The organism is Mycobacterium sp. NGS63, assembly GCF_059812295.1.
Window position 1 is genome coordinate 747,946 of record NZ_JCALCJ010000002.1, and the last position, 19,166, is coordinate 767,111.

Here is a 19,166-nt window from a genome sequence, read left to right on the forward strand (position 1 = left end):
AAACAGGCCGGGGAGTGTCATGATCACCAGATGCCGCACTACTTCGCCGCCGCCACGGTGGTGCTCCTGATCGGCACGGTTGTGGCCAGGGTCATGCTGCTGCGCAGAACCGGCACGCAAGCAATGCATTTCGGCAAGCTCGACAAGACCGACTTCCTGATACCGCCGGTGGCGCTGTTCTACTTCTATACGGTGTTCGCCGCCGCCTTCGGTTGGCCCCTGGTCAGCCGCGAGCGCTTCGTCCACTCGACGGCCCTCGCCTGGCTGGGTGTGGCGCTGTGCCTGGCCGGGGTGCTGATCCTGGTGCTCAGCCTGGTGTCCTTCGGCGACAGCTTCCGGGTCGGCATCGACGTCGACCAACCCGGCGGGCTGGTAAGGACGGGCATCTTCGCGGTCAGCCGCAATCCGATCTACGTCGGCTTCTTCCTGTTCCTGGTCGGCCAGTTGCTGGTGTTCCCCAATTGGGTACCGCTGGTCTACCTGATCGCCGGCGCCGCGCTGTTCCACCGCCAGGTGCTGCGCGAGGAGGAATTCATGCGCGGACGCTACGGCCGCCAGTACGACGACTACTGCCGACGCGTCAGGCGGTATTTGTAGGGGCGGTTAGCCGACTTCAGTCAGTGTGCGCTCACGGCTTTCAGTGTGAAGCGGTGGCGGGAAAATCGCGCCGGGAGCGCCCTGCGCTCACACTCGAGTCCCTGAGTTCACACTCGATTCCCCGGGGCTCACTCTCAAGAGCCTCGGCACACGCGACCGCAGCCGGTACAGCGCGACGCCGGCCGCGACCGCGCCGAGCAGCAGCAGCATGACCACGTCGAACACCCACCAGCCCGAATAGTGCGTCCACACCAGGGCGTTGGCGGCCAGCGGGTCGACCCGGCGCAGGTCGGCGGTGGACGCCGACGCGGCGAAGCCCCACTGGGCCGGCACGAACCACGAAATCTGCTGCAAGCCCCACGTGCTCACCAGCTGCACCAGGCTCCCGTTGAACAGCAGCGAGGCCAGCAGCACCGGCACGAGCAACAGCAGCACCTCGCGTAGCCGGGTGCCCACCGTCGACAGCGCCAGCCCGACCACCGCCGAGACGGCCGCGGTGAGGGCCACGCTCACATAAAGCTCGATGGTCCCGTTGCCCAGCAGGACGGCGTCGTGCACCGGGCCGCCCTTCGCGACGACGACGATCGCGACGAAGACGGCCGTCAGCACCGCCGCGGCCAGACCGAAGACGACGAGCTTGGCGGCCACGTAGGCCGGCGCCGACAGCCCCACGTCCTGCTCGCGCCGGAAGATGCGGCGCTCCTCGACCACCGTCCGGATGGTCAGGGCGCTGCCCAGCAGCACCGCGCCGATGTTGAGCGCGGCCAGGATCTCGATCGCCTCGTGGGCGTTGGCGCCCGGGTCGGGTCGCCCCAGCCCGGAGCCGCCGGGGATCAGCACGGTCAGCGCCGCCAGCAGGGAGGGCAGGACCGCCAGGAACAGCAGGTAGACGCGATCGGCGAAGAGCAGCCGCAGCTGCCGGCGGGCGAGCAGCCCGATCTGCCGCGTGGTGGGAAGCGGCGCGGGCCGCGGCCACGGCGCGGCGACCTCCGGCGGCGCCACCGCCTGTTGCCGGTCGCGGAACGCGCGGTGCGCGCCGTCGGGATCGGCGCCGACCCGTTCGAGGACCTGCGCCCAGTCGCCGGTGCCCATGGCGGACTCGAGCTGCAGCGGGGCGCCGACGAACGCCAACGCGCCCTTGGCCGTGAGCACCACCACCCGCTCGCACATGCTGAGGTCGGCCAGCGACGCCCGCGGCGGCACCGCCACCACCACGACGCAGCCGATGTCGGCCTGGCGGCGCAGGACGGTCATCACGTGGTGTTGCTGCGCCGGATCCAGGCCGGCGCCGGGGTCGTCGACCACCAGCAGCGTCGGGCGGGTGACCAGCTCGACCGCCATCGACACGCACCGGCGCACTTCGGGCGGGAGCCCGCCGATCCGGGTCGCGCGGTGCGGCGCCAGCCCCACCTCCTCGAGCACCTGCTCCACCACCCGGTGGCGGTGCTCGGGCGGGGTGTCCGGCGGCAGGCGCAGTTCGGCGGCGTACCCCAGGGCCTGTTCGACGGTGAGCCGCGCGTGCACGCGCTCGTCGCGCCGCACGATCCCGATGCGGGTGCGCATGGCCTCGGGCTCGGCGTGCACGTCGTGACCGTCCACGGTGATCTGTCCGGAGCCGAGTTCCCTGGTGCCGGCGAGCAGTTCGAGCAGGGCCGTGTTGCGCGCCGCCGACGGCCCCGTGACGGCGGTCAGCGTCCCCAGGCCCGCCCTGAAGGAGACGTCCGTGAGCACCTCGCGCCCGTCGACCGCGAGCCCCAGCCGGTAGGCGACGACGCCGCTGGTGCGCGCCCCGGACGCGAGCGGCAGCCGGAAGGTGGAGCTGCCGTCCTGGGTGCGGAAGGAGGGGCGCGGGGCGCGCAGCTTTCGCGTGATCATCCGCTCGATCAGTCCCGGGCTTTCCGACTGTTCGTCCCGCGCGACGGGCGGCGGCGCGGGCGGGGGCGGCCCAACGGGCGGCGCAGGCGGAGGCGGGGCCGGCGCAACCGGCGCAACGGGCGGCTCGGGCGCGGGCGGCTGGTTCGTCGGGATCCGCATGCGCTGGGTGGGCCGCTCGGTCGGGGCCTGCAGGTTGGGGTCGTCGCGGTGCGGCGGACCGGGAGCCGGCGCGGGCGCGGCGGTGACGGGACCGATCTGGAAGACAAGCCGCGGGCCCCGGCGGGGATCACCGATCGTGATCGCCTGCCCGGAGCGGATATCGACCGTCGACACCCGCGAGCCGTCGACGTACATGCCGCTCGGACTGCTCTCGATCGCCACCCAGTGGCTGCCGGTGAACCGCAGCACCACCTCCGGGTGCGGCGCCGGCGGGGCGGGACCGCCCGGCGGGTCCAGCGGGACGTCGGCCTCGCGCCCGTAGCCGACCAGCACGTCGCGGCCGGGAGGGAAAACGTATCGGGTCGGTCCGGCCCACACGGTCAGCGGCGGGGCGGAGGCCTGGGCCGGCATCATCCCCGCCTTTCGTCATCGGTCAGACACATCAGTTCCAGTGTCTACCCGCCGGCGGGGTCTATCCACCGTGCAGGTCGTCACAAGGTGTGGCGGCGCGGTGTCGTCGCGGCGTTCTCGAGCAGCCGTCGCAGCACGTCGACCGCCTCTTTGAGCACCTCGCGGTCGGTCGGCTGGAGCAGGGCCAATTGCGGTTCGATCGCGGCGGCGCGGTCGGCCCGAACGGCGTCGAGCGTGCGCACACCTTGCGGGGTGATGCGGATCCGCACCGCGCGGGCGTCGCCGGGGTCGACGGTGCGGGTGACCAGGCCGGCGTCCTCGAGCCGACGCACCTGCGTGGTCATCGTCGGCTGCGAGCAGTGGTCGACGGCCGCGAGGTCGCCGATGCGGGCTTCCCCGTGCGCCTCGATGGTGGCCAGCAGCCTGGCCTGCGCCGCGGGCAGCGGCATCTGGATGCGCTGGGTGGCCAGCCGGTTGAGGCGGGCGACCACCGCGAGCAGGTCGGCCCCCAGGCCGGATTGCGGCCCCTTGTTTGCGGCGTCAACGACATCGGTGTGGTTGGCGGCGGATGCATTCATGCGTCCATGCTTGCATAGCTTTGCTAAGCGAGACGAGTGCCACACGGCCCCGTCGCAAAACCCGTCCGGCGTGGTGTGGCGCGGGTAGTTACCGCCGCGGCCTGGCAGAATCGTTAAAGTGACCGGCCCGAGATCCCTCCGCTCACCCCGCCGGGGTGGCGCGTTGCGGCCGGTCGAGTTGGCTCAGGCGGCGGTGATGGGGGCGCTGTGCGCGGTGATCGCCATCATCTCGGTCGTCGTTCCGTTCGCGGCCGGACTGGCCTTGCTGGGCACCGTGCCCACCGGACTGCTGGCCTACCGCTACCGGCTTCGGGTGCTGACGGCCGCGACCGTCGCCGCCGCGGTGATCGCCTTCTTGATCGCCGGCCTCGGCGGTTTCATGTCCGTCGTCCACTGCGTCTACATCGGCGGCCTGACCGGGTTCATCAAACGCAAGGGGCGGGGCACGCCCACCGTCATCGTCTCGTCGCTGATCGCCGGCTTAGCCTTCGGCGCCGCCAATGTGGGCGCGCTGACCGTGATGACCCGGCTGCGGCACCTGATCTTCGAGGTGACCACCGCCAACGTCGACGGCGTCGCGACCTTCCTGACCCGGGTGCACATGCAGGGCGCCGCCGCCGACCTGAAGCGCTATTTCGCTGTGGGACTGCACTACTGGCAATGGATCGTGCTGGCCTACTACGGCCTCGGGATCCTGGTCGTGTCGCTGATCGGCTGGTGGGCGTTGTCGCGCCTGCTGGAGCGGATGCGGGGCCTGCCCGACGTGCACAAGTTGGACGCCTGGGAGGGCAGCGCGGTCGAGCAGGGCGCCGTCGGGCCGGTGCCGGTGCGGCTGGACAAGGTGCGGTTCCGCTACCCCGGCGCCCGCCAGGACGCGCTGCGCGAGGTCAGCCTGGAATTGCGGGTGGGCGAACACGTCGCGATCACCGGGCCCAACGGCTCCGGGAAGACGACGCTGATGCTGATTTTGGCCGGCCGGGAACCGACATCGGGCACCGTCGACCGGCCCGGCGCAGTGGGACTGGGCAAGCTCGGCGGCACCGCGCTGGTGCTGCAGCACCCCGAAAGCCAGGTGCTGGGCACCCGGGTCGCCGACGACGTGGTGTGGGGACTGCCGCCCGGAACCACGATCGACGTGGACCGGCTGCTGGGCGAGGTCGGCCTCGACGGGCTCGCCCAGCGCGACACGGGCAGCCTGTCCGGCGGCGAGCTGCAGCGGCTCGCGCTCGCCGCGGCGCTGGCCCGGGAGCCGGCGCTGCTGATCGCCGACGAGGTGACCACCATGGTTGACCAACAGGGGCGCGACGCCTTGCTCGGCGTGCTTTCCGGCCTCACCAAGCGACACCGGACCGCGCTGGTGCACATCACGCACTACAACAACGAGGCCGATTCCGCCGACCGCACAATCGATCTCAGCGATTCGCCCGACAACACCGGCATGGTCGAGACCGCCGCCGCGCCGGTGCGGACCGTCCCGGTCAACGACAACCCGCACGCGCCGGTGCTCGAACTCCTCGGCGTCGGCCACGAATACGGCAGCGGCACACCGTGGGCCAAGACCGCGCTGCGCGATGTCAGCTTCACGGTGGAGCAGGGCGACGGGGTGCTGATCCACGGCGGCAACGGCTCGGGCAAGTCGACGCTGGCGTGGATCATGGCCGGGCTGACGGTCCCGACGACCGGCACCTGCCTCATGGACGGCCGGCCCACCAGCGAGCAGGTCGGCGCGGTGGCGCTGTCGTTTCAGGCGGCCCGGCTGCAGTTGATGCGCAGCCGCGTCGACCTGGAAGTGGCTTCGGCGGCGGGCTTTTCGCACCGCGAGACCGACCGCGTCGCCGCGGCGCTCGCCGTCGTCGGGCTCGATGCCACGCTGGCCCGGCGGCGTATCGACCAGCTCAGCGGCGGCCAGATGCGCCGCGTGGTGCTGGCCGGGCTGCTGGCCCGTTCGCCGCGGGCGCTGATCCTCGACGAGCCGCTGGCCGGGTTGGACGCCGCCAGCCAGCGCGGCCTGCTGCGACTGCTGGAAGACCTGCGCCGCGAGCAGGACCTGACGGTGGTCGTCATCTCGCACGACTTCGTGGGGCTCGAGGACCTGTGCCCGCGCACCCTGCACCTGCGCAACGGCACGCTGGAACCCGTGCCCGCCGCGGCGGGGGGCATGGCATGACGGCAACCTCCGCCCCCAGCCGCGGCTCGATGCGACGCCCCACCCGCCCGGTCGTGCTGCTCGTCCCGGTGCCCGGAACCTCGCCCATCCACGACCTGTGGGCGGGCACCAAACTCCTGGTGGTGTTCGGCGTTTCGGTGCTGCTGACGTTCTATCCGGGCTGGGTGACCATCGGGTTGGTCGCGGCCCTGGTGCTGGCGGCGGCCAGGCTCGCGCGCATCCCGCGGGGTGTGTTGCCCTCGATTCCGCGGTGGCTGTGGGTCGTCATCGCGCTGGGCGGCATCACGGCCGCGCTGGCCGGCGGCAAACCGAAGGTCTGGATCTTGGGCCACGAGATCGGGCTCGGGGGAGGCCTGAACTTCCTCAGGATCACCGCGCTGTCGATCGTGCTGCTCGCGCTGGGGGCGATGGTGTCGTGGACCACCAACGTCGCCGAAATAGGTCCTGCGATGGCGACTTTGGGCCGGCCTTTCAAGCTGTTGCGGATCCCCGTCGACGAGTGGGCGGCCGCCTTGGCGCTCGCGCTGCGCGCCTTCCCGATGCTGATGGACGAATTTCAGGTGCTCTACGCCGCCCGCCGGTTGCGCCCCAAGCGGATACCGCGCAGCCGCAAGGCCCGTCGCCGCCGGCACGCGCTGGAGCTGATCGACCTGATGGCCGCCGCCATCACCGTGACGCTGCGGCGCGCCGACGAGATGGGCGACGCCATCACCGCCCGCGGGGGCACCGGTCAGCTCTCGGCCAACCCCGCCCGGCCCAAGCTGGCGGACTGGGTGACGATCGCGATCACCATCGGGATCGGCGTCCTGGCGGTGGTGATCGAGACGATCTTCCACACGATGCCGTAGGCGTTCGCGTAGCTTTGAGCGGGTGGCCGACATCCACCGCCGCCGCCGCATTGCGGCCCGCCCGCAACAGATCTGGGACGTCCTCGCGGACTTCGGCGCGATCGCGTCGTGGGCCGACAACGTCGACCACTCGTGCGTCCTGTCTTCCGGCCCGGACGGGGGACCGGTCGGCACCGCGCGGCGCGTCCAGGTCAAACGCGACGCCCTCGTCGAACGCATCACCGAGTTCGACCCGCCGCGCGCCCTCGCCTACGCCATCGAGGGCCTGCCGCGGGGCGTGCGCCGGGTGACCAACCGCTGGACGCTGGCCGCGGACGGATCCGACTCGGCCGTCGTGACTTTGACCAGCACGGTCGACATCGGGTCCGGCCCGGCCCACCGGCTGGCCGAAAGCATCCTGTGCCGTTTCCTCGCGCGTCAGTCCGACGCGCTGCTCGCCGGGCTCGCGAACCGATTGGAGAACGCCCGTGTCTGATCGCCCCGACGTCATCATCGTGATGACCGACGAGGAACGCGCGGTCCCGCCGTACGAGGCCTCCGGCGTGCTGGCATGGCGCGATCGAACGCTGAGCGGCCGCAAGTGGTTTGACGATCACGGCATCAGTTTCGTACGGCACTACACCGGCTCGCTGGCCTGCGTGCCCAGCCGTCCCACCATTTTCACCGGCCACTACCCGGACCTGCACGGGGTCACCCAGACCGACGGCATCGGCAAGACCGCCGACGATTCCCGCATGCGGTGGCTGCGCCCGGGCGAGGTGCCCACCCTGGGCAACTGGTTTCGGGCCGCGGGCTACGACACGCACTACGACGGCAAGTGGCACATCTCCCACGCCGACCTCGTCGACCCGGTCACCGGCCGCGCGCTGGCGACCAACGACGACGAGGGTGTCGTCGACGCCGCCGCGGTGCGGCGCTACCGGGACGCCGATCCGCTTGGGCCGTATGGCTTTTCGGGATGGGTGGGCCCCGAGCCGCACGGGGCGCTGCTGGCCAACGCGGGCATCCGGCGTGATCCGCTGATCGCCGACCGCGTCGTCGCCTGGCTCACCGACCGCTACGACCGCCGCCGCGCCGGCGACCCCGAAGCGCTGCGCCCGTTCCTGTTGGTGGCCAGCTTCGTCAACCCGCACGACATCGTGCTGTTCCCCGCGTGGTCGCGCCGCGGTCCGGTCAGGCCATCCCCGTTGGACCCGCCGCCGGTGCCGCCCGCGCCCACCGCCGACGAGGACCTGTCGTCGAAGCCCGCCGCGCAGATCGCCTTTCGCGAGGCCTACTACTCCGGATACGGCCCGGCGCCCGTGATCGACCGCACCTACGGCCGCAACGCCCAGCGCTACCGCGACCTCTACTACCGCCTGCACGCCGAGGTGGACGCGCCGATCGACCGCGTCCGCCGCGCGGTCACCGAGGGCGGCTCGGCGAACGCCGTGCTGGTGCGCACGGCCGATCACGGGGACCTGCTCGGCGCCCACGGTGGGCTGCACCAGAAATGGTTCAACCTCTACGACGAGGCCACCCGCGTCCCCTTCGTGATCGCCCGCGTCGGCGAGCGCCCGACGACGGCCCGCGTCGTCACCGCGCCCACCTCGCACGTCGACCTGGTCCCGACGCTGCTTTCGGCCGCGGGCGTCGACGTCGGGGCGGTGGCGGCCACCCTGGCCGCGTCGTTCTCGGAGGTGCACGCGCTGCCGGGCCGGGACCTGATGCCGGTGATCGACGGCGCGCCCGCCGACGAGACGCGGGCCGTGTACCTGATGACCCGCGACAACATGCTCGAGGGCGACAGCGGCGCCTCGGGCCTGGCGCGCCGCCTGAGGCGCGCCGCGAATCCGCCCGCGCCGCTGCGGATTCGGGTGCCCGCCCACACCGCGTCCAACTTCGAGGGACTGGTGGTCCGCGTCGACGACGCGGCGGCGCCCGGCGGGGCCGGGCACCTGTGGAAGCTGGTGCGCACCTTCGACGACCCGGCCACCTGGACCGAACCCGGGGTGCGCCACCTGGCCGCGAACGGGCTCGGCGGCGAGGCCTACCGGACGTCGCCGCTGGACGACCAGTGGGAGCTCTACGACCTGACCGCCGACCCGACCGAGGCCGACAACCGGTGGACCGACCCGGGCCTGGACGACCTGCGCGCACACCTGCGGGCGCAACTCAAGCAGGTCCGCACCAGTGCCGTCCCGGAGCGAAACCGGCCGTGGCCCTACGCATCTCGCCGGCCGCCGGCGAATGGCTATTCGCGGTGGTCCCGCTTGATCCGGGTGTTGCGCCGGATCAGCGACCGCTCCTGACGCAGGTGCTTAGCCGCCCACCTGCGACACGTTCGTTGCGCCCACGACATCCGCTCGTGCGGGCGCTCCGTACTGCGCACCAGCTCGAGTTCGACGTGATCGGGCTCCTCCGTGCCGATTTCGACTCTTTCGCGACCGCGGATGAATTCCAGTACCAGCGCGTCGGGGTCCAACAACTCGCGCTCCCACGCCTCGTGGTCGTCGAAGTCCGCGATGCCCATCGCGTCGGCGGCGTTGCGCAGCACCTCGCCTAGTTCGCCGTCCAGCAGTTGGCGAAAGGCGTCGGCGCCCTGCCGCGGATTGGCGATCATCCAGGAGTGGTAGGCGCTGGGCACCTTGTACAGCGTGGCGTCGGACTCGTTGGCGATTTCGCGCGCGTACGGGAAGGGCACGATCATGTCCTTTTCGGCGTGCACCACCATCGTGGGCATCCCCTCGTCGCGCATCGTGTGCAGCATCGGCGTGTAGTCACCGGATTCGATGATGGCCCTGATCGTGCGGACGGCCCCGATCGGATACCGCAGGTTGGGCACCGCCACGGCCGCTAGCACGCGGAAGTATCCGAGTTGCTCGCCGGCCGAGAGCTGCGTCGGGTCGCCCAGCGTGTCGCGGACCGCGGTGTAGGCCGCGCCCAGCGCCTTGGTCGGGGACTTCACCAAATCGGGGATGGTGGTGTCGAACCGCGACCCCGCCGCCGGGTCGAACAGTACGGCCGCAAGTACCCGCTCGGGCGCGCGGGCAGCCAGCTGGATGGTCATGCGCCCACCCATCGAGTGGCCGACGAACAACGCCTGCCCGATGCCAAGCGCGTCCAGCGTGCGCAACACCGAATCGGCTCGTTCGGTGAAACCGCAGGCATCGCTCGGCAGCCGCCAGGTGTCGCCGTGGCCGGCGGCGTCGACGGCGACGACCAGAAACCCCATACCGGCGATCCGGCTGAGCATGCGCAAATATGCCCGGCGGCTCAGCAGGAGCCCGTGCATGAACAACAGCGGCACACCGCGGCCGCCGACGGATAGGCCGATCCGCCGCCCGTCATCGAGTTCCACGATGTGATGGCTCAGGCGGACCCGGCTTGGTGTTGTCTCGGGCATTGGCACACCGGGGATTCCCGGGTGGCGAAACGTCGAAACGCGGAATGCGGGCCAAGGCGCCGGGGAGGCGTGATAATCGGCTGACCCCACCGACAGGAGCGCAGTTGCCAGCCACCCCGATCAGCCTGAGCGAGCAGATGCTGCGGCGCCGCCCCGTGGCGGGGGCGCACGCCGCGCGGGGGGCCGCCGACCATCTCAAGCGCAGCATCGGCACGTTCCAGCTGACCATGTTCGGCGTCGGCTCGACGATCGGCACCGGAATATTTTTCGTCATGTCCCAGGCCGTGCCCGAAGCCGGCCCCGGTGTGATCGTCTCGTTCCTCATCGCGGGCATCGCGGCCGGGCTGGCGGCGATCTGCTACGCCGAATTGGCTGCCGCGGTGCCGGTTTCGGGCTCGTCGTACTCCTATGCGTACACCACGCTGGGCGAGGTGGTCGCGATGGGCGTGGCGGCGTGCCTGCTGCTGGAGTACGGGGTGGCCACCGCGGCGGTGTCGGTCACCTGGAGCGGCTACCTGGACAAGCTGCTGGGCAACCTGTTCGGGTTCCGCCTGCCGCACGCGTTGTCGGCGGCGCCCTGGGACGCGCAGCCGGGCTACGTGAACGTCCCGGCGGTCATTCTGATCCTGATGTGCGCGCTGCTGCTGATCCGCGGCGCCAGCGAATCGGCCAGGGTCAATGCGATCGTGGTGCTGACCAAGCTGGGCGTGCTGGCCATGTTCGTGCTGCTGGCGTTCACGGCCTTCGACGCCGGGCGGCTCAAGGACTTCGCCCCGTTCGGCGTGGCCGGCATCGGGTCGGCGGCCGGCACCATCTTCTTCTCCTACATCGGCCTGGACGCGGTGTCGACGGCGGGCGACGAGGTGAAGGATCCGCAGAAGACCATGCCGCGCGCCATCATCGCCGCGCTGGCCACCGTCACCACCGTGTACCTGCTCGTCGCGCTGGCCGCGCTGGGCGCCCAGCCGTGGCGGGACTTCGCCGGCCAGCAGGAGGCGGGCCTGGCCACGATCCTCGATCACGTCACCCACGGCCGCTGGGCCAGCACGATCCTGGCCGCCGGCGCGGTGATCTCCATCTTCTCCGTCACGCTCGTCACGATGTACGGCCAGACCCGCATCCTGTTCGCCATGGGCCGCGACGGCCTGCTTCCGTCGCGCTTCGCCACGGTCAATCCGCGCACCATGACCCCGGTGAGCAACACCGCGATCGTCGCGGCGGCGACGGGCGGCCTGGCCGCCTTCGTGCCGCTGGACAAGCTGGCGGACATGGTGTCCATCGGGACGCTGACGGCGTTCATCGTCGTGTCCGTCGGCGTGATCATCCTGCGGGTGCGCCAGCCCGACCTGCCGCGGGCGTTCAAGGTGCCGGGTTACCCTGTCACACCGGTCCTTTCGGTGCTGGCGTGCGGGTACATCCTGCTCAGCCTGCACTGGTACACGTGGATCGCGTTCGCCGGATGGATTTCGCTGGCGCTGGTCTTCTACTTCGTGTGGGGACGCCACCACAGCGCGCTCAACGACAGCGACGACTCCGAAGTTCGACGAGTGCCGTGACCGCGGGCCGCGCGACGAGCTCAGCGTCACGCCAGCGTGGCCTGAGCGCCGACCGTCGCGCCAGCGCGCCCTATCGGCTCGCGGCGGCGTTGGCCGCCGCCTCGGCCTTCTTCAGCGTCCCGGCGACATCGCCTCGGCCCAGAAACATTTCGTCGAAGTAGCTGTGCAGGGCCGTGTACCCCGCCGCGAACCCGGCGCCGCCGGGGGCGGGGATGCGGGGGCCATTGAGCACGGAGAAGAACGGTGTGACGTCGACGCCCTCGGCGGCCCAGTGCTCGAAGTAGGCCCGCTGCGCCGAGCGCACCGCGGGAATGGCCGCGCCGTGGCTGCCCAGGTACGTGTTGCCCTCCCGGCTGCCCATCCAGGCCAGGACCTGACGCACCGCATCGGGATGCTTGGTCGCCGAATTGCCGGCCGCGGCAATGCCGTTGGTGACGCTCACCCGCCCCACCGGGCCGGCGGGCATCATCGCCACACCCCAGCGGAACCGGGCGTCGCGCGCCACCGGCTCCAGGTTGTAGGTGCCGGACTGAAACAGCGCCATCCGCCCGGCCAGGAACTGGTTGCGGGAAAAGTCGCCGTTGTCGTTGGTGTCCGCGGCGGGTGGGGCGACGTGGTCGTCGTTGATCAGGCCGACCAAATAGCGGAAGGCCGACACCGCCGCGGGGTTGTCGAACGCGAACTCGTCGCCGCGCTGGAATACCCCGCCTGCCGAGCCGATGTAGTTCAGGTAGATCCCCTGGGGGTCGTTGGCGGCGTTGTAGCCCCACTGGCGGACGCGTCCGGGGTCGAAACGCGGTGTGCTCGCTGTGTTTCCGTCGGCGTCGACGGTCAGCCGCGTCAGCAGCGGCCGCAGGGTGTCGCCGGTGCCGGGGCTCCACCGCAGGGTGTTCAGTTGCGCGGGGTCGACGCCGGCCGCCGCGAGCAGGTCCGCGTTGTAGTACAACGCGATGCCGGCGTCGGTCAGCTGCGGCACCCCCCACAGCACGCCGCCGCGGGTGAACTGGTCCACCACGGCCGGCTCCCAGTCGGCGGCCGCGGCCGGGCCCAGGGTCTTGCCGATGTCCAGCAGGCGGCCGCCGTCGGCGTAGGCGGCCAGGTAGGCGTTGGACAGCCAGAAGATGTCGTCGGCGCTGTCCCCGGCGACGTCGGTGCGCAGCGTGTCGAAGTACGTCGAATACGCCACGATGTCGGTGTGCACCTCGATGCCGGGATGCGCGCGGTGAAACGCCTCGAACGAATGCCGATAGGCCGCGGCGATCTGCTCGCCCCACAGCCGCACCTTGACCACGATCGTGTTGCCGTGGGGCTCCGCCGAGTAGTCCAGCACCACCGCCATCGCCGCCAGCAGCACCGCGACGAGCACCAGCGACCCGGCGACCAGCGTGGAAAACCGGGGCCGGCTCACGGTGCGCCGCGCCGAGATTGCCGTGGTGGTCGTGAATCCGCGCCATAGGCAGCCGTGGCGGCAATCTCGGCGCGGCGATTGCTCACTTGAGCCCCGACACGACGATCGACGCGACGATGTGGCGCTGGAAGCCCACGAACAGGGTGATCAGCGGGACGATCGCGAGCGTCGTGGCCGCCATCACCAGCGTCCATTGCGAGTTGAACCGCGACTGCAGATCGGCCGTGGCGACGGTGAGCACCCGCCACTTGTGCCCGCTGGTGATCACCAAGGGCCACATGAAGTTGTTCCACTGCGAGACCACCGTGATCAGCGTCAGGGCGGCCAGGACCGGGCGGCTCGACGGGATCACCACGTGCACGATCATATCCAGCGTGTTGGCGCCGTCGAGGCGCGCGGCGTTGATCAAGTCGTTGGGGATGATGCGAAAGTGCTCGCGCAGCAAAAAGATCGCGTAGGGCGAGCCGAACAGGAACGGCAACACCAACGCCCAGAACGTGTTGCGCAGACCCAGCTGCGCCATCATCAGATACATCGGGACCACGGTGACGGTTGCGGGCACCATCAGGGTGGCGAGATAGACCCAGAACAACGCGTCGCGCCCGGGAAAATCCAAGCGCGCGAACGCGTATCCGGCCAGCACCGAAAACGTCAGCTGCCCCACCAGGATTACGGCCGTCATCAGCGCGGTCACCGCCGCGGCGCGGCCGAATCCGGCGCCGCCCAGGTCGGCGTAGTTGGCCAGCGTCGGTGGGCGCGGCAATTGCAGCGGCGTGCCGGTCACGAACTGGTGCGCCGACGTGAACGAGGTCAGCAGCCCAAGCACGAAGGGCACCAACGTGATCAGCGCGCCCAGTACCAGCCCGGCGTAGACGACGACGTTGAACAGGCGGCTAGACGAGGTCATAGCTGATCCGCCGCCGGAAGTACAGGTGCTGGACGATGGTGATTCCGATCAGGATCACGAACAGCACCACCGCCATCACCGACGCCCGCCCGATCGCCGCCGACCCGAACGCCTCGGCGTAAATGCGGTGGGCCACCAGGTCCGTGCTGCCCGCTGGCCCGCCGCCGGTCAGGGCGTACACCGTGTCGAAAACCTGTGCGGTGCTGACGATCCCGGTCACCAGGACGAAGAACATCGTCGGGCGCAGCATGGGCAGGGTGATGCGCCAGAACCGTTGCCACGCGTTGGCGCCGTCGGTGCGCGCGGCCGCGTGCACGTCGCCGGGGATGGCCAGCAGGCCCGCCAGGAACGACAGCGAGACGTACCCGACATTGGTCCACACGACGACGGCCGACACCAGCGGCAGCGCGAAGCTGGGATCGGACAGCCAGTCGATGTTGTGCCCGAGGACGGCGCTGACCGCGCCGTCGGTGGGGGCCAGGATCCAGCGCCACAGCACCGCGATCGCCAGCGGGGCGCAGATCCACGGCAACACGTAGACGGTGCGAAACAGGCCGGTGCCGGGCAGGCTGCGGGCTAGCATCGTCGCGGCCGCCAACCCCAGAATCGTCTGCACGGGAACCACGATCGCCACGAACGCGGCGGTGACGATCAGCGAGTTGCCGAACCCGGGGTCGGTCAGCACCGAGCGCCAGTTGGCCAGGCCCACGTAGCGCAGCGGACCCAGCAGGTCCCATCGGTACAGGCTGAGCCAGATCACGACGAAGATCGGCAGCAGCAGGAAGGCGATGACCCCGAACAGGCTGGGCGCCAGCAGGGCGTAGCCCAGCGCGGCGGATCGGCGGGGCGCGTCGGCCATGGGTGTATTAAAGCCGGTCGATACGGTGTAGCCGTGACACCGAACCGGGGGATCGATGCCGACTTCCTTGAGCTGCCCCGCCACGAGCTCGCCGAAGCCGCGCTCTCGGCGGCCAAGGCGGCCGGCGCCAGCCACGCCGACCTGCGGATTCACCGGCTCAGCACCGAGATCATCCAGCTGCGCGACGGCGAGCTGGAGAACGCCGTCGTCAGCCGCGAGGTCGGCCTGGCGGTGCGGGTGATCGTCAACGGCACCTGGGGATTCGCCTCCCACGCGGAGTTGGCGCCCGCCGTCGCGGCCGAGACCGCGCGCCGCGCCGTGCACGTGGCCACCACGCTGGCGGTGCTCAACAGCGAGCGCGTCGAGCTGGCCGACGAGCCGGTGTACGCGGACGCGACCTGGGTGTCGAACTACCGGATCGACCCGTTCGAAATCCCCGGCCCCGACAAGATCGCCGTGCTGGAGGACTACTCGACGCGCCTGCTGGACTCCGACGGCATCGACCACGTGTCGGCGGTGCTTACCGCGGTCAAGGAGCAGACGTTTTACGCCGACAGCTTCGGGTCGTCGATCACCCAGCAGCGGGTGCGGGTGCAGCCGACGCTGCAGGCGGTGACCGTCGACGCCGAGGCGGGCAGTTTCGAGTCGATGCGCACCCTGGCCCCGCCGATGGGGCGGGGCTGGGAGGCGCTGGCCGGCGACGACGTGTGGAACTGGACCGACGAGCTCGCGCAGCTGCCGGTGCTGCTGGCCGAGAAGGTCAAGGCGCCCAGCGTGACCGCCGGGCCCACCGACCTGGTGATCGACCCCACCAACCTGTGGCTGACCATCCACGAATCCATCGGGCATGCAACCGAATACGACCGCGCGATCGGCTACGAGGCCGCCTACGCGGGAACGTCGTTCGCCACCCCGGACAAGCTGGGCACCATGCGCTACGGGTCGCCGGTGATGAACGTGACGGCCGATCGCACCGTCGAGCACGGCCTGGCCAGCATCGGCTACGACGACGAGGGCGTGGCCGCCCAAAGCTGGGACCTGGTGCGCGACGGCGTCTTCGTCGGCTACCAGCTCGACCGGGTGTTCGCGCCGCGGCTGGGTCAGCCGCGCTCCAACGGGTGCTCGTACGCCGACTCGGCGCATCACGTGCCGATTCAGCGGATGGCCAATGTCTCGCTGCAGCCCGCCGCCGAGGAGATCAGCACCGCCGACCTGATCGGCCACGTCGAGGACGGCATCTACATCGTCGGCGACAAGTCCTGGTCAATCGACATGCAGCGCTACAACTTTCAGTTCACCGGGCAGCGGTTCTTCCGCATCCGCGACGGCCGGCTGGACGGCCAGCTGCGCGACGTCGCGTATCAGGCGACCACCACCGATTTCTGGAACTCGATGGAGGCCGTGGGCGGCCCGTCGACGTGGCGGCTGGGCGGCGCGTTCAACTGCGGCAAGGCCCAGCCCGGCCAGATCGCCCCGGTCAGCCACGGCTGTCCGTCGGCGCTGTTCCGGGGCGTCAACGTGCTCAACACCCGGACCGAGGGCGGCAAATGATTACCGCGCAGCACGTCGTCAACCTGGTGCTGGAGGAGGCGGCCAAGCTCGGCGGCGCCAACGAGACGATGGTGCTGGTCACCGACAAGGTCGAGGGGACGTTGCGGTGGGCGGGCAACTCGATGACCACCAACGGGGTGTCGGTGAACCGCAGCATCACCGTGATTTCCATTGTCAGCCAAGGCGATAGCGCCCGCATCGGCACGGTGGTGTCCGCCGAGGTGGATCCCCGGGTGATTCCCGGTTTGGTGGCGGCGTCCCAGGAGGCGGCCCGCTCGGCGCCCGAGGCCGGCGACGCCGCACCGCTGCTGGCCGATTCGGGGCAGCCCGCCGACTGGGACGCGCCGGTGCCCGGCACCGGGCCCCTGATCTTCGCCGACGTCGCCGACTCGTTGAGCCGGGGGTTCCGCGGCGCCGATCGGCTGTATGGCTTTGCCCACCACAGCGTTTCGACGACGTTCCTGGCGTCGTCGACGGGGTTGCGGCGCCGGTACAGCCAGCCCACCGGTGCGGTGGAGATCAACGCCAAGCGCGGCGACGCCAGCGCGTGGGCGGGCACCGGCACCGCCGATTTTGTTGACGTGCCGATCGATTCGCTGCTCGAGCAGTTGTCGATGCGGCTCGGCTGGGCCGAGCGCAGCGTGGAGCTGCCCGCGGGGCGGTACGAGACGATCATGCCGCCGTCGACGGTGGCCGACATGATGATCTATATGGCCTGGTCGATGGCCGGGCGCGGCGCGCAGGAGGGCCGCACCGCGTTCTCGGCGCCCGGCGGCGGGACGAGGGTGGGGGAGCGGCTCACCGAGCTGCCGCTGACGCTGTTCTCCGACCCGATGGCGCCGGGCCTGGCGTGCACGCCGTTCGTCGCGGTGAGCAACTCCTCGGAGACGGTGTCGGCGTTCGACAACGGCATGGAGATCGCGCAGGTGGACTGGATCCGCAACGGCGTGATCAACGCGCTGGCCTACCCGCGGGCCACCGCCGCCAAGTTCGGCGCCGAGGTGGCCGTCGCCGCCGACAACCTGGTGATGACCGGCGGGTCGGCCGAACTCGCCGACATGATCGCGGCCACCGAGCGCGGCCTGCTGCTGAGCACGCTGTGGTACATCCGCGAGGTCGACCCGACCACGTTGCTGCTGACTGGGCTGACCCGCGACGGGGTCTACCTGATCGAGGACGGCGAGGTGACCGCGGCGGTCAACAACTTCCGGTTCAACGAGAGCCCGCTGGACCTGCTGCGCCGGGCCACCGAGGCCGGAATCAGCGAGAAGACGCTGCCGCGGGAATGGGGGGACTGGGCCACCCGCGCGGCGATGCCGTCGCTGCGGATCCCGGACTTTCACATGTCCTCGGTGAGCCAGGCGCAATAATGTTCTGATGCTTGATCAGCTTGTCGTGTTGTCTCCCGGCGACGGGCGTCTCACCGGCCTGGTGCGGCGGGTGTGTGCGCAGACCTTGTCGTTGCCGCCGCTGCCCGCGTGCGTCGAGGTCGGTGAGCCCGGCTCGGAGGCCGAGGCCGTCGTCGCCGAGTTCGCCGAGCAGTTCAGCGCCGACGTCTCGGCGATCACCGCCGAGCAGCGCTCGCGGCTGTGGAAGCAGCTGGGGGACAGCACCTTTGGTGTCGTGGTGCAGATGTACATCGCCGACTTCGTGCCGCGGGTGCGCGCCGGGCTGGAAGCCGTCGGTGTCGGCTCGGAGCATCTGCAGTGGGTGAGCGGGCCGATCGCCTGGGACCACGCCACCGATCCGTCGGATCTGGTGTTCAACGCCTTCCTGCCCGCCGTCGCGCGGATGCGCGCGCTGGATCCGGTGACCGCCGAGCTGGTCCGGCTGCGCGGCGCCGCGCAGCACAATTGCCGGCTGTGCAAGTCGCTGCGCGAGACCACCGCGCTGGACGCCGGCGGGTCGGAGGACCTGTACGGCGACATCGAGGGCTACGAGGACTCGACGTCGCTGACCGAGCGCGCTAAGGCAGCGCTGCGTTACACCGATGGGTTAATTTGGACCCCTGCGCACCTCGACGCCGACGTTGCCGCCGAGGTGCGCTCCCGGTTCTCGGAGGCCGAGGCCGTGGAGCTCACCTTTGACGTCATGCGCAATGCCAGCAACAAGGTCGCCGTGTCGCTGGGCGCCGACGCCCCGCGGGTCGAGCAGGGCACCGAGCGCTACCTGCTCGACGTTGACGGGCAGACGGTGTTCAGCTGACTAGGCTTTAGTCCGTGTCGCTACGACGATTCAGCCCCTACCGCGGCCGGCGGCTGCGATGGAGTGAGGTCCTCTTCGAACGCATGGCCATGACCCGCGCCGGCTTGGTGCTGGGCAAACACCTGGCCCCGCGCGTCGACAAGGTGCTCATTCCCCGCACGAACGGCCATCTGAGCACCATGGGCGTCGACAAGGTGGGGCTGGTGACCACCACCGGTGCCAAGTCGGGCAAGCCCCGTCCGCAGCCACTGGCCCTGCTCGACGACGGTGACGGGTTGCTCGCGATCGGGTCGAACTACGGTCAGGAAAAGCATCCGGGGTGGAGCGCCAACCTGCTCGCGCACCCCGACTGCACCGTCGAGCTCAACGGTCCGCCGCGGCCGTACCGGGCCGAACTGTTGGACGGCGACGAGCGGGCCGCGGCGTGGGCGAAGGCGGTCGACGTCTACGCCGGGTATGAGAACTACCGCGTGAACTGCGCGCCGCGGCAGATCCGGATTTTCCGGCTGCGCCCGTCGGATCGCGACCACGGCAACGCCGAGCCCGGGAGCTGACGCTAAGGTCGAAGCCGTCAATACCGGGGCGGTAGCTCAGTTGGTTAGAGCCGCGGACTCATAATCCGTTGGTCGCGGGTTCGAGCCCCGCCCGCCCCACAACCTA

16 protein-coding genes and 1 tRNA gene are annotated in these 19,166 nt (G+C 70.5%); 11 read left to right on the forward strand and 6 right to left on the reverse strand.

Going from position 1 to position 19,166, the window contains the following annotated elements; translation table 11 throughout:
* The first annotated feature begins 30 nt into the window (after nt 1-30).
* A complete protein-coding gene (locus AC5Y4Z_RS06690) occupies nt 31-597 on the forward strand; it encodes a methyltransferase family protein (RefSeq protein ID WP_499961747.1) in 567 nt (188 codons plus the stop codon).
* An 87-nt stretch (nt 598-684) separates the two neighbouring features.
* Here AC5Y4Z_RS06690 and AC5Y4Z_RS06695 read toward each other — a convergent pair whose 3' ends face one another.
* Complete coding sequence (locus tag AC5Y4Z_RS06695; protein WP_499961750.1) at nt 685-3,042, reverse strand: ABC transporter permease; 2,358 nt, start codon at nt 3,040-3,042, stop codon at nt 685-687.
* An 80-nt stretch (nt 3,043-3,122) separates the two neighbouring features.
* Nucleotides 3,123-3,620, reverse strand: a complete 498-nt coding sequence (locus AC5Y4Z_RS06700; RefSeq protein WP_499961752.1) for a MarR family winged helix-turn-helix transcriptional regulator — start codon at nt 3,618-3,620, stop codon at nt 3,123-3,125.
* A gap of 118 nt (nt 3,621-3,738) precedes the next feature.
* On the opposite strand from AC5Y4Z_RS06700, the gene AC5Y4Z_RS06705 reads away from it, so the two are divergent.
* Genes AC5Y4Z_RS06705 through AC5Y4Z_RS06720 form a run of 4 tightly spaced genes read left to right on the forward strand, consistent with a single transcriptional unit; the run spans nt 3,739 to nt 8,926 of the window.
* On the forward strand, nt 3,739-5,787 hold the full coding sequence (locus AC5Y4Z_RS06705) for an ATP-binding cassette domain-containing protein (protein ID WP_499961756.1): 2,049 nt from the start codon (nt 3,739-3,741) through the stop codon (nt 5,785-5,787).
* Entirely contained in the window at nt 5,784-6,635 is an 852-nt protein-coding gene (locus AC5Y4Z_RS06710; RefSeq protein ID WP_499961759.1) for a CbiQ family ECF transporter T component, read from the forward strand. The genes AC5Y4Z_RS06705 and AC5Y4Z_RS06710 overlap by 4 nt, the downstream gene beginning before the upstream one ends.
* 22 nt (nt 6,636-6,657) lie before the next feature.
* Nucleotides 6,658-7,110: an SRPBCC family protein gene (locus AC5Y4Z_RS06715; RefSeq protein WP_499961763.1), complete on the forward strand. Its 453-nt coding sequence runs from the start codon at nt 6,658-6,660 to the stop codon at nt 7,108-7,110.
* A complete protein-coding gene (locus AC5Y4Z_RS06720; protein ID WP_499961765.1) occupies nt 7,103-8,926 on the forward strand; it encodes a sulfatase family protein in 1,824 nt (607 codons plus the stop codon). The genes AC5Y4Z_RS06715 and AC5Y4Z_RS06720 overlap by 8 nt, the downstream gene beginning before the upstream one ends.
* Here the strand turns inward: AC5Y4Z_RS06720 and AC5Y4Z_RS06725 are convergent.
* Nucleotides 8,869-10,020 (reverse strand): alpha/beta fold hydrolase, encoded by a 1,152-nt coding sequence (locus tag AC5Y4Z_RS06725; RefSeq protein ID WP_499961766.1) that lies wholly within the window; start codon nt 10,018-10,020, stop codon nt 8,869-8,871. The two genes, AC5Y4Z_RS06720 and AC5Y4Z_RS06725, sit on opposite strands and share 58 nt — an antisense overlap.
* Nucleotides 10,021-10,124: 104 nt before the next feature.
* On the opposite strand from AC5Y4Z_RS06725, the gene AC5Y4Z_RS06730 reads away from it, so the two are divergent.
* A complete protein-coding gene (locus AC5Y4Z_RS06730; protein ID WP_499961767.1) occupies nt 10,125-11,576 on the forward strand; it encodes an amino acid permease in 1,452 nt (483 codons plus the stop codon).
* Between the two features lie 70 nt (nt 11,577-11,646).
* Here AC5Y4Z_RS06730 and AC5Y4Z_RS06735 read toward each other — a convergent pair whose 3' ends face one another.
* The 3 genes from AC5Y4Z_RS06735 to AC5Y4Z_RS06745 all read right to left on the reverse strand — a co-directional run bounded on the left by AC5Y4Z_RS06735 (nt 11,647) and on the right by AC5Y4Z_RS06745 (nt 14,750).
* Nucleotides 11,647-12,984 (reverse strand): ABC transporter substrate-binding protein, encoded by a 1,338-nt coding sequence (locus tag AC5Y4Z_RS06735; protein WP_499961768.1) that lies wholly within the window; start codon nt 12,982-12,984, stop codon nt 11,647-11,649.
* 82 nt (nt 12,985-13,066) lie between these two features.
* Nucleotides 13,067-13,891, reverse strand: coding sequence for a carbohydrate ABC transporter permease (locus AC5Y4Z_RS06740; protein WP_499961769.1), 825 nt, complete (start codon nt 13,889-13,891; stop codon nt 13,067-13,069).
* Nucleotides 13,878-14,750 carry a carbohydrate ABC transporter permease gene (locus tag AC5Y4Z_RS06745; protein WP_499961770.1) on the reverse strand — a complete coding sequence of 291 codons (873 nt, stop codon included), beginning with the start codon at nt 14,748-14,750 and terminating at the stop codon, nt 13,878-13,880. The genes AC5Y4Z_RS06740 and AC5Y4Z_RS06745 overlap by 14 nt, the downstream gene beginning before the upstream one ends.
* A 33-nt stretch (nt 14,751-14,783) precedes the next feature.
* Between AC5Y4Z_RS06745 and AC5Y4Z_RS06750 the strand changes: the two genes are divergently transcribed.
* The 5 genes from AC5Y4Z_RS06750 (at nt 14,784) to AC5Y4Z_RS06770 (ending at nt 19,159) form a co-directional block, all read left to right on the forward strand.
* On the forward strand, nt 14,784-16,301 hold the full coding sequence (locus AC5Y4Z_RS06750; protein WP_499961771.1) for a TldD/PmbA family protein: 1,518 nt from the start codon (nt 14,784-14,786) through the stop codon (nt 16,299-16,301).
* Nucleotides 16,298-17,671, forward strand: coding sequence for a metallopeptidase TldD-related protein (locus AC5Y4Z_RS06755; protein ID WP_499961774.1), 1,374 nt, complete (start codon nt 16,298-16,300; stop codon nt 17,669-17,671). Before AC5Y4Z_RS06750 ends, AC5Y4Z_RS06755 begins: the two co-directional genes overlap by 4 nt.
* A gap of 7 nt (nt 17,672-17,678) precedes the next feature.
* Nucleotides 17,679-18,506, forward strand: coding sequence for a carboxymuconolactone decarboxylase family protein (locus tag AC5Y4Z_RS06760; RefSeq protein ID WP_499961777.1), 828 nt, complete (start codon nt 17,679-17,681; stop codon nt 18,504-18,506).
* Nucleotides 18,507-18,520: 14 nt separating this feature from the next.
* Nucleotides 18,521-19,060 (forward strand): nitroreductase family deazaflavin-dependent oxidoreductase, encoded by a 540-nt coding sequence (locus tag AC5Y4Z_RS06765; protein ID WP_499961779.1) that lies wholly within the window; start codon nt 18,521-18,523, stop codon nt 19,058-19,060.
* 25 nt (nt 19,061-19,085) lie between these two features.
* Nucleotides 19,086-19,159: transfer RNA gene (locus AC5Y4Z_RS06770), tRNA-Ile, on the forward strand.
* The last annotated feature ends 7 nt before the right edge of the window (nt 19,160-19,166 follow it).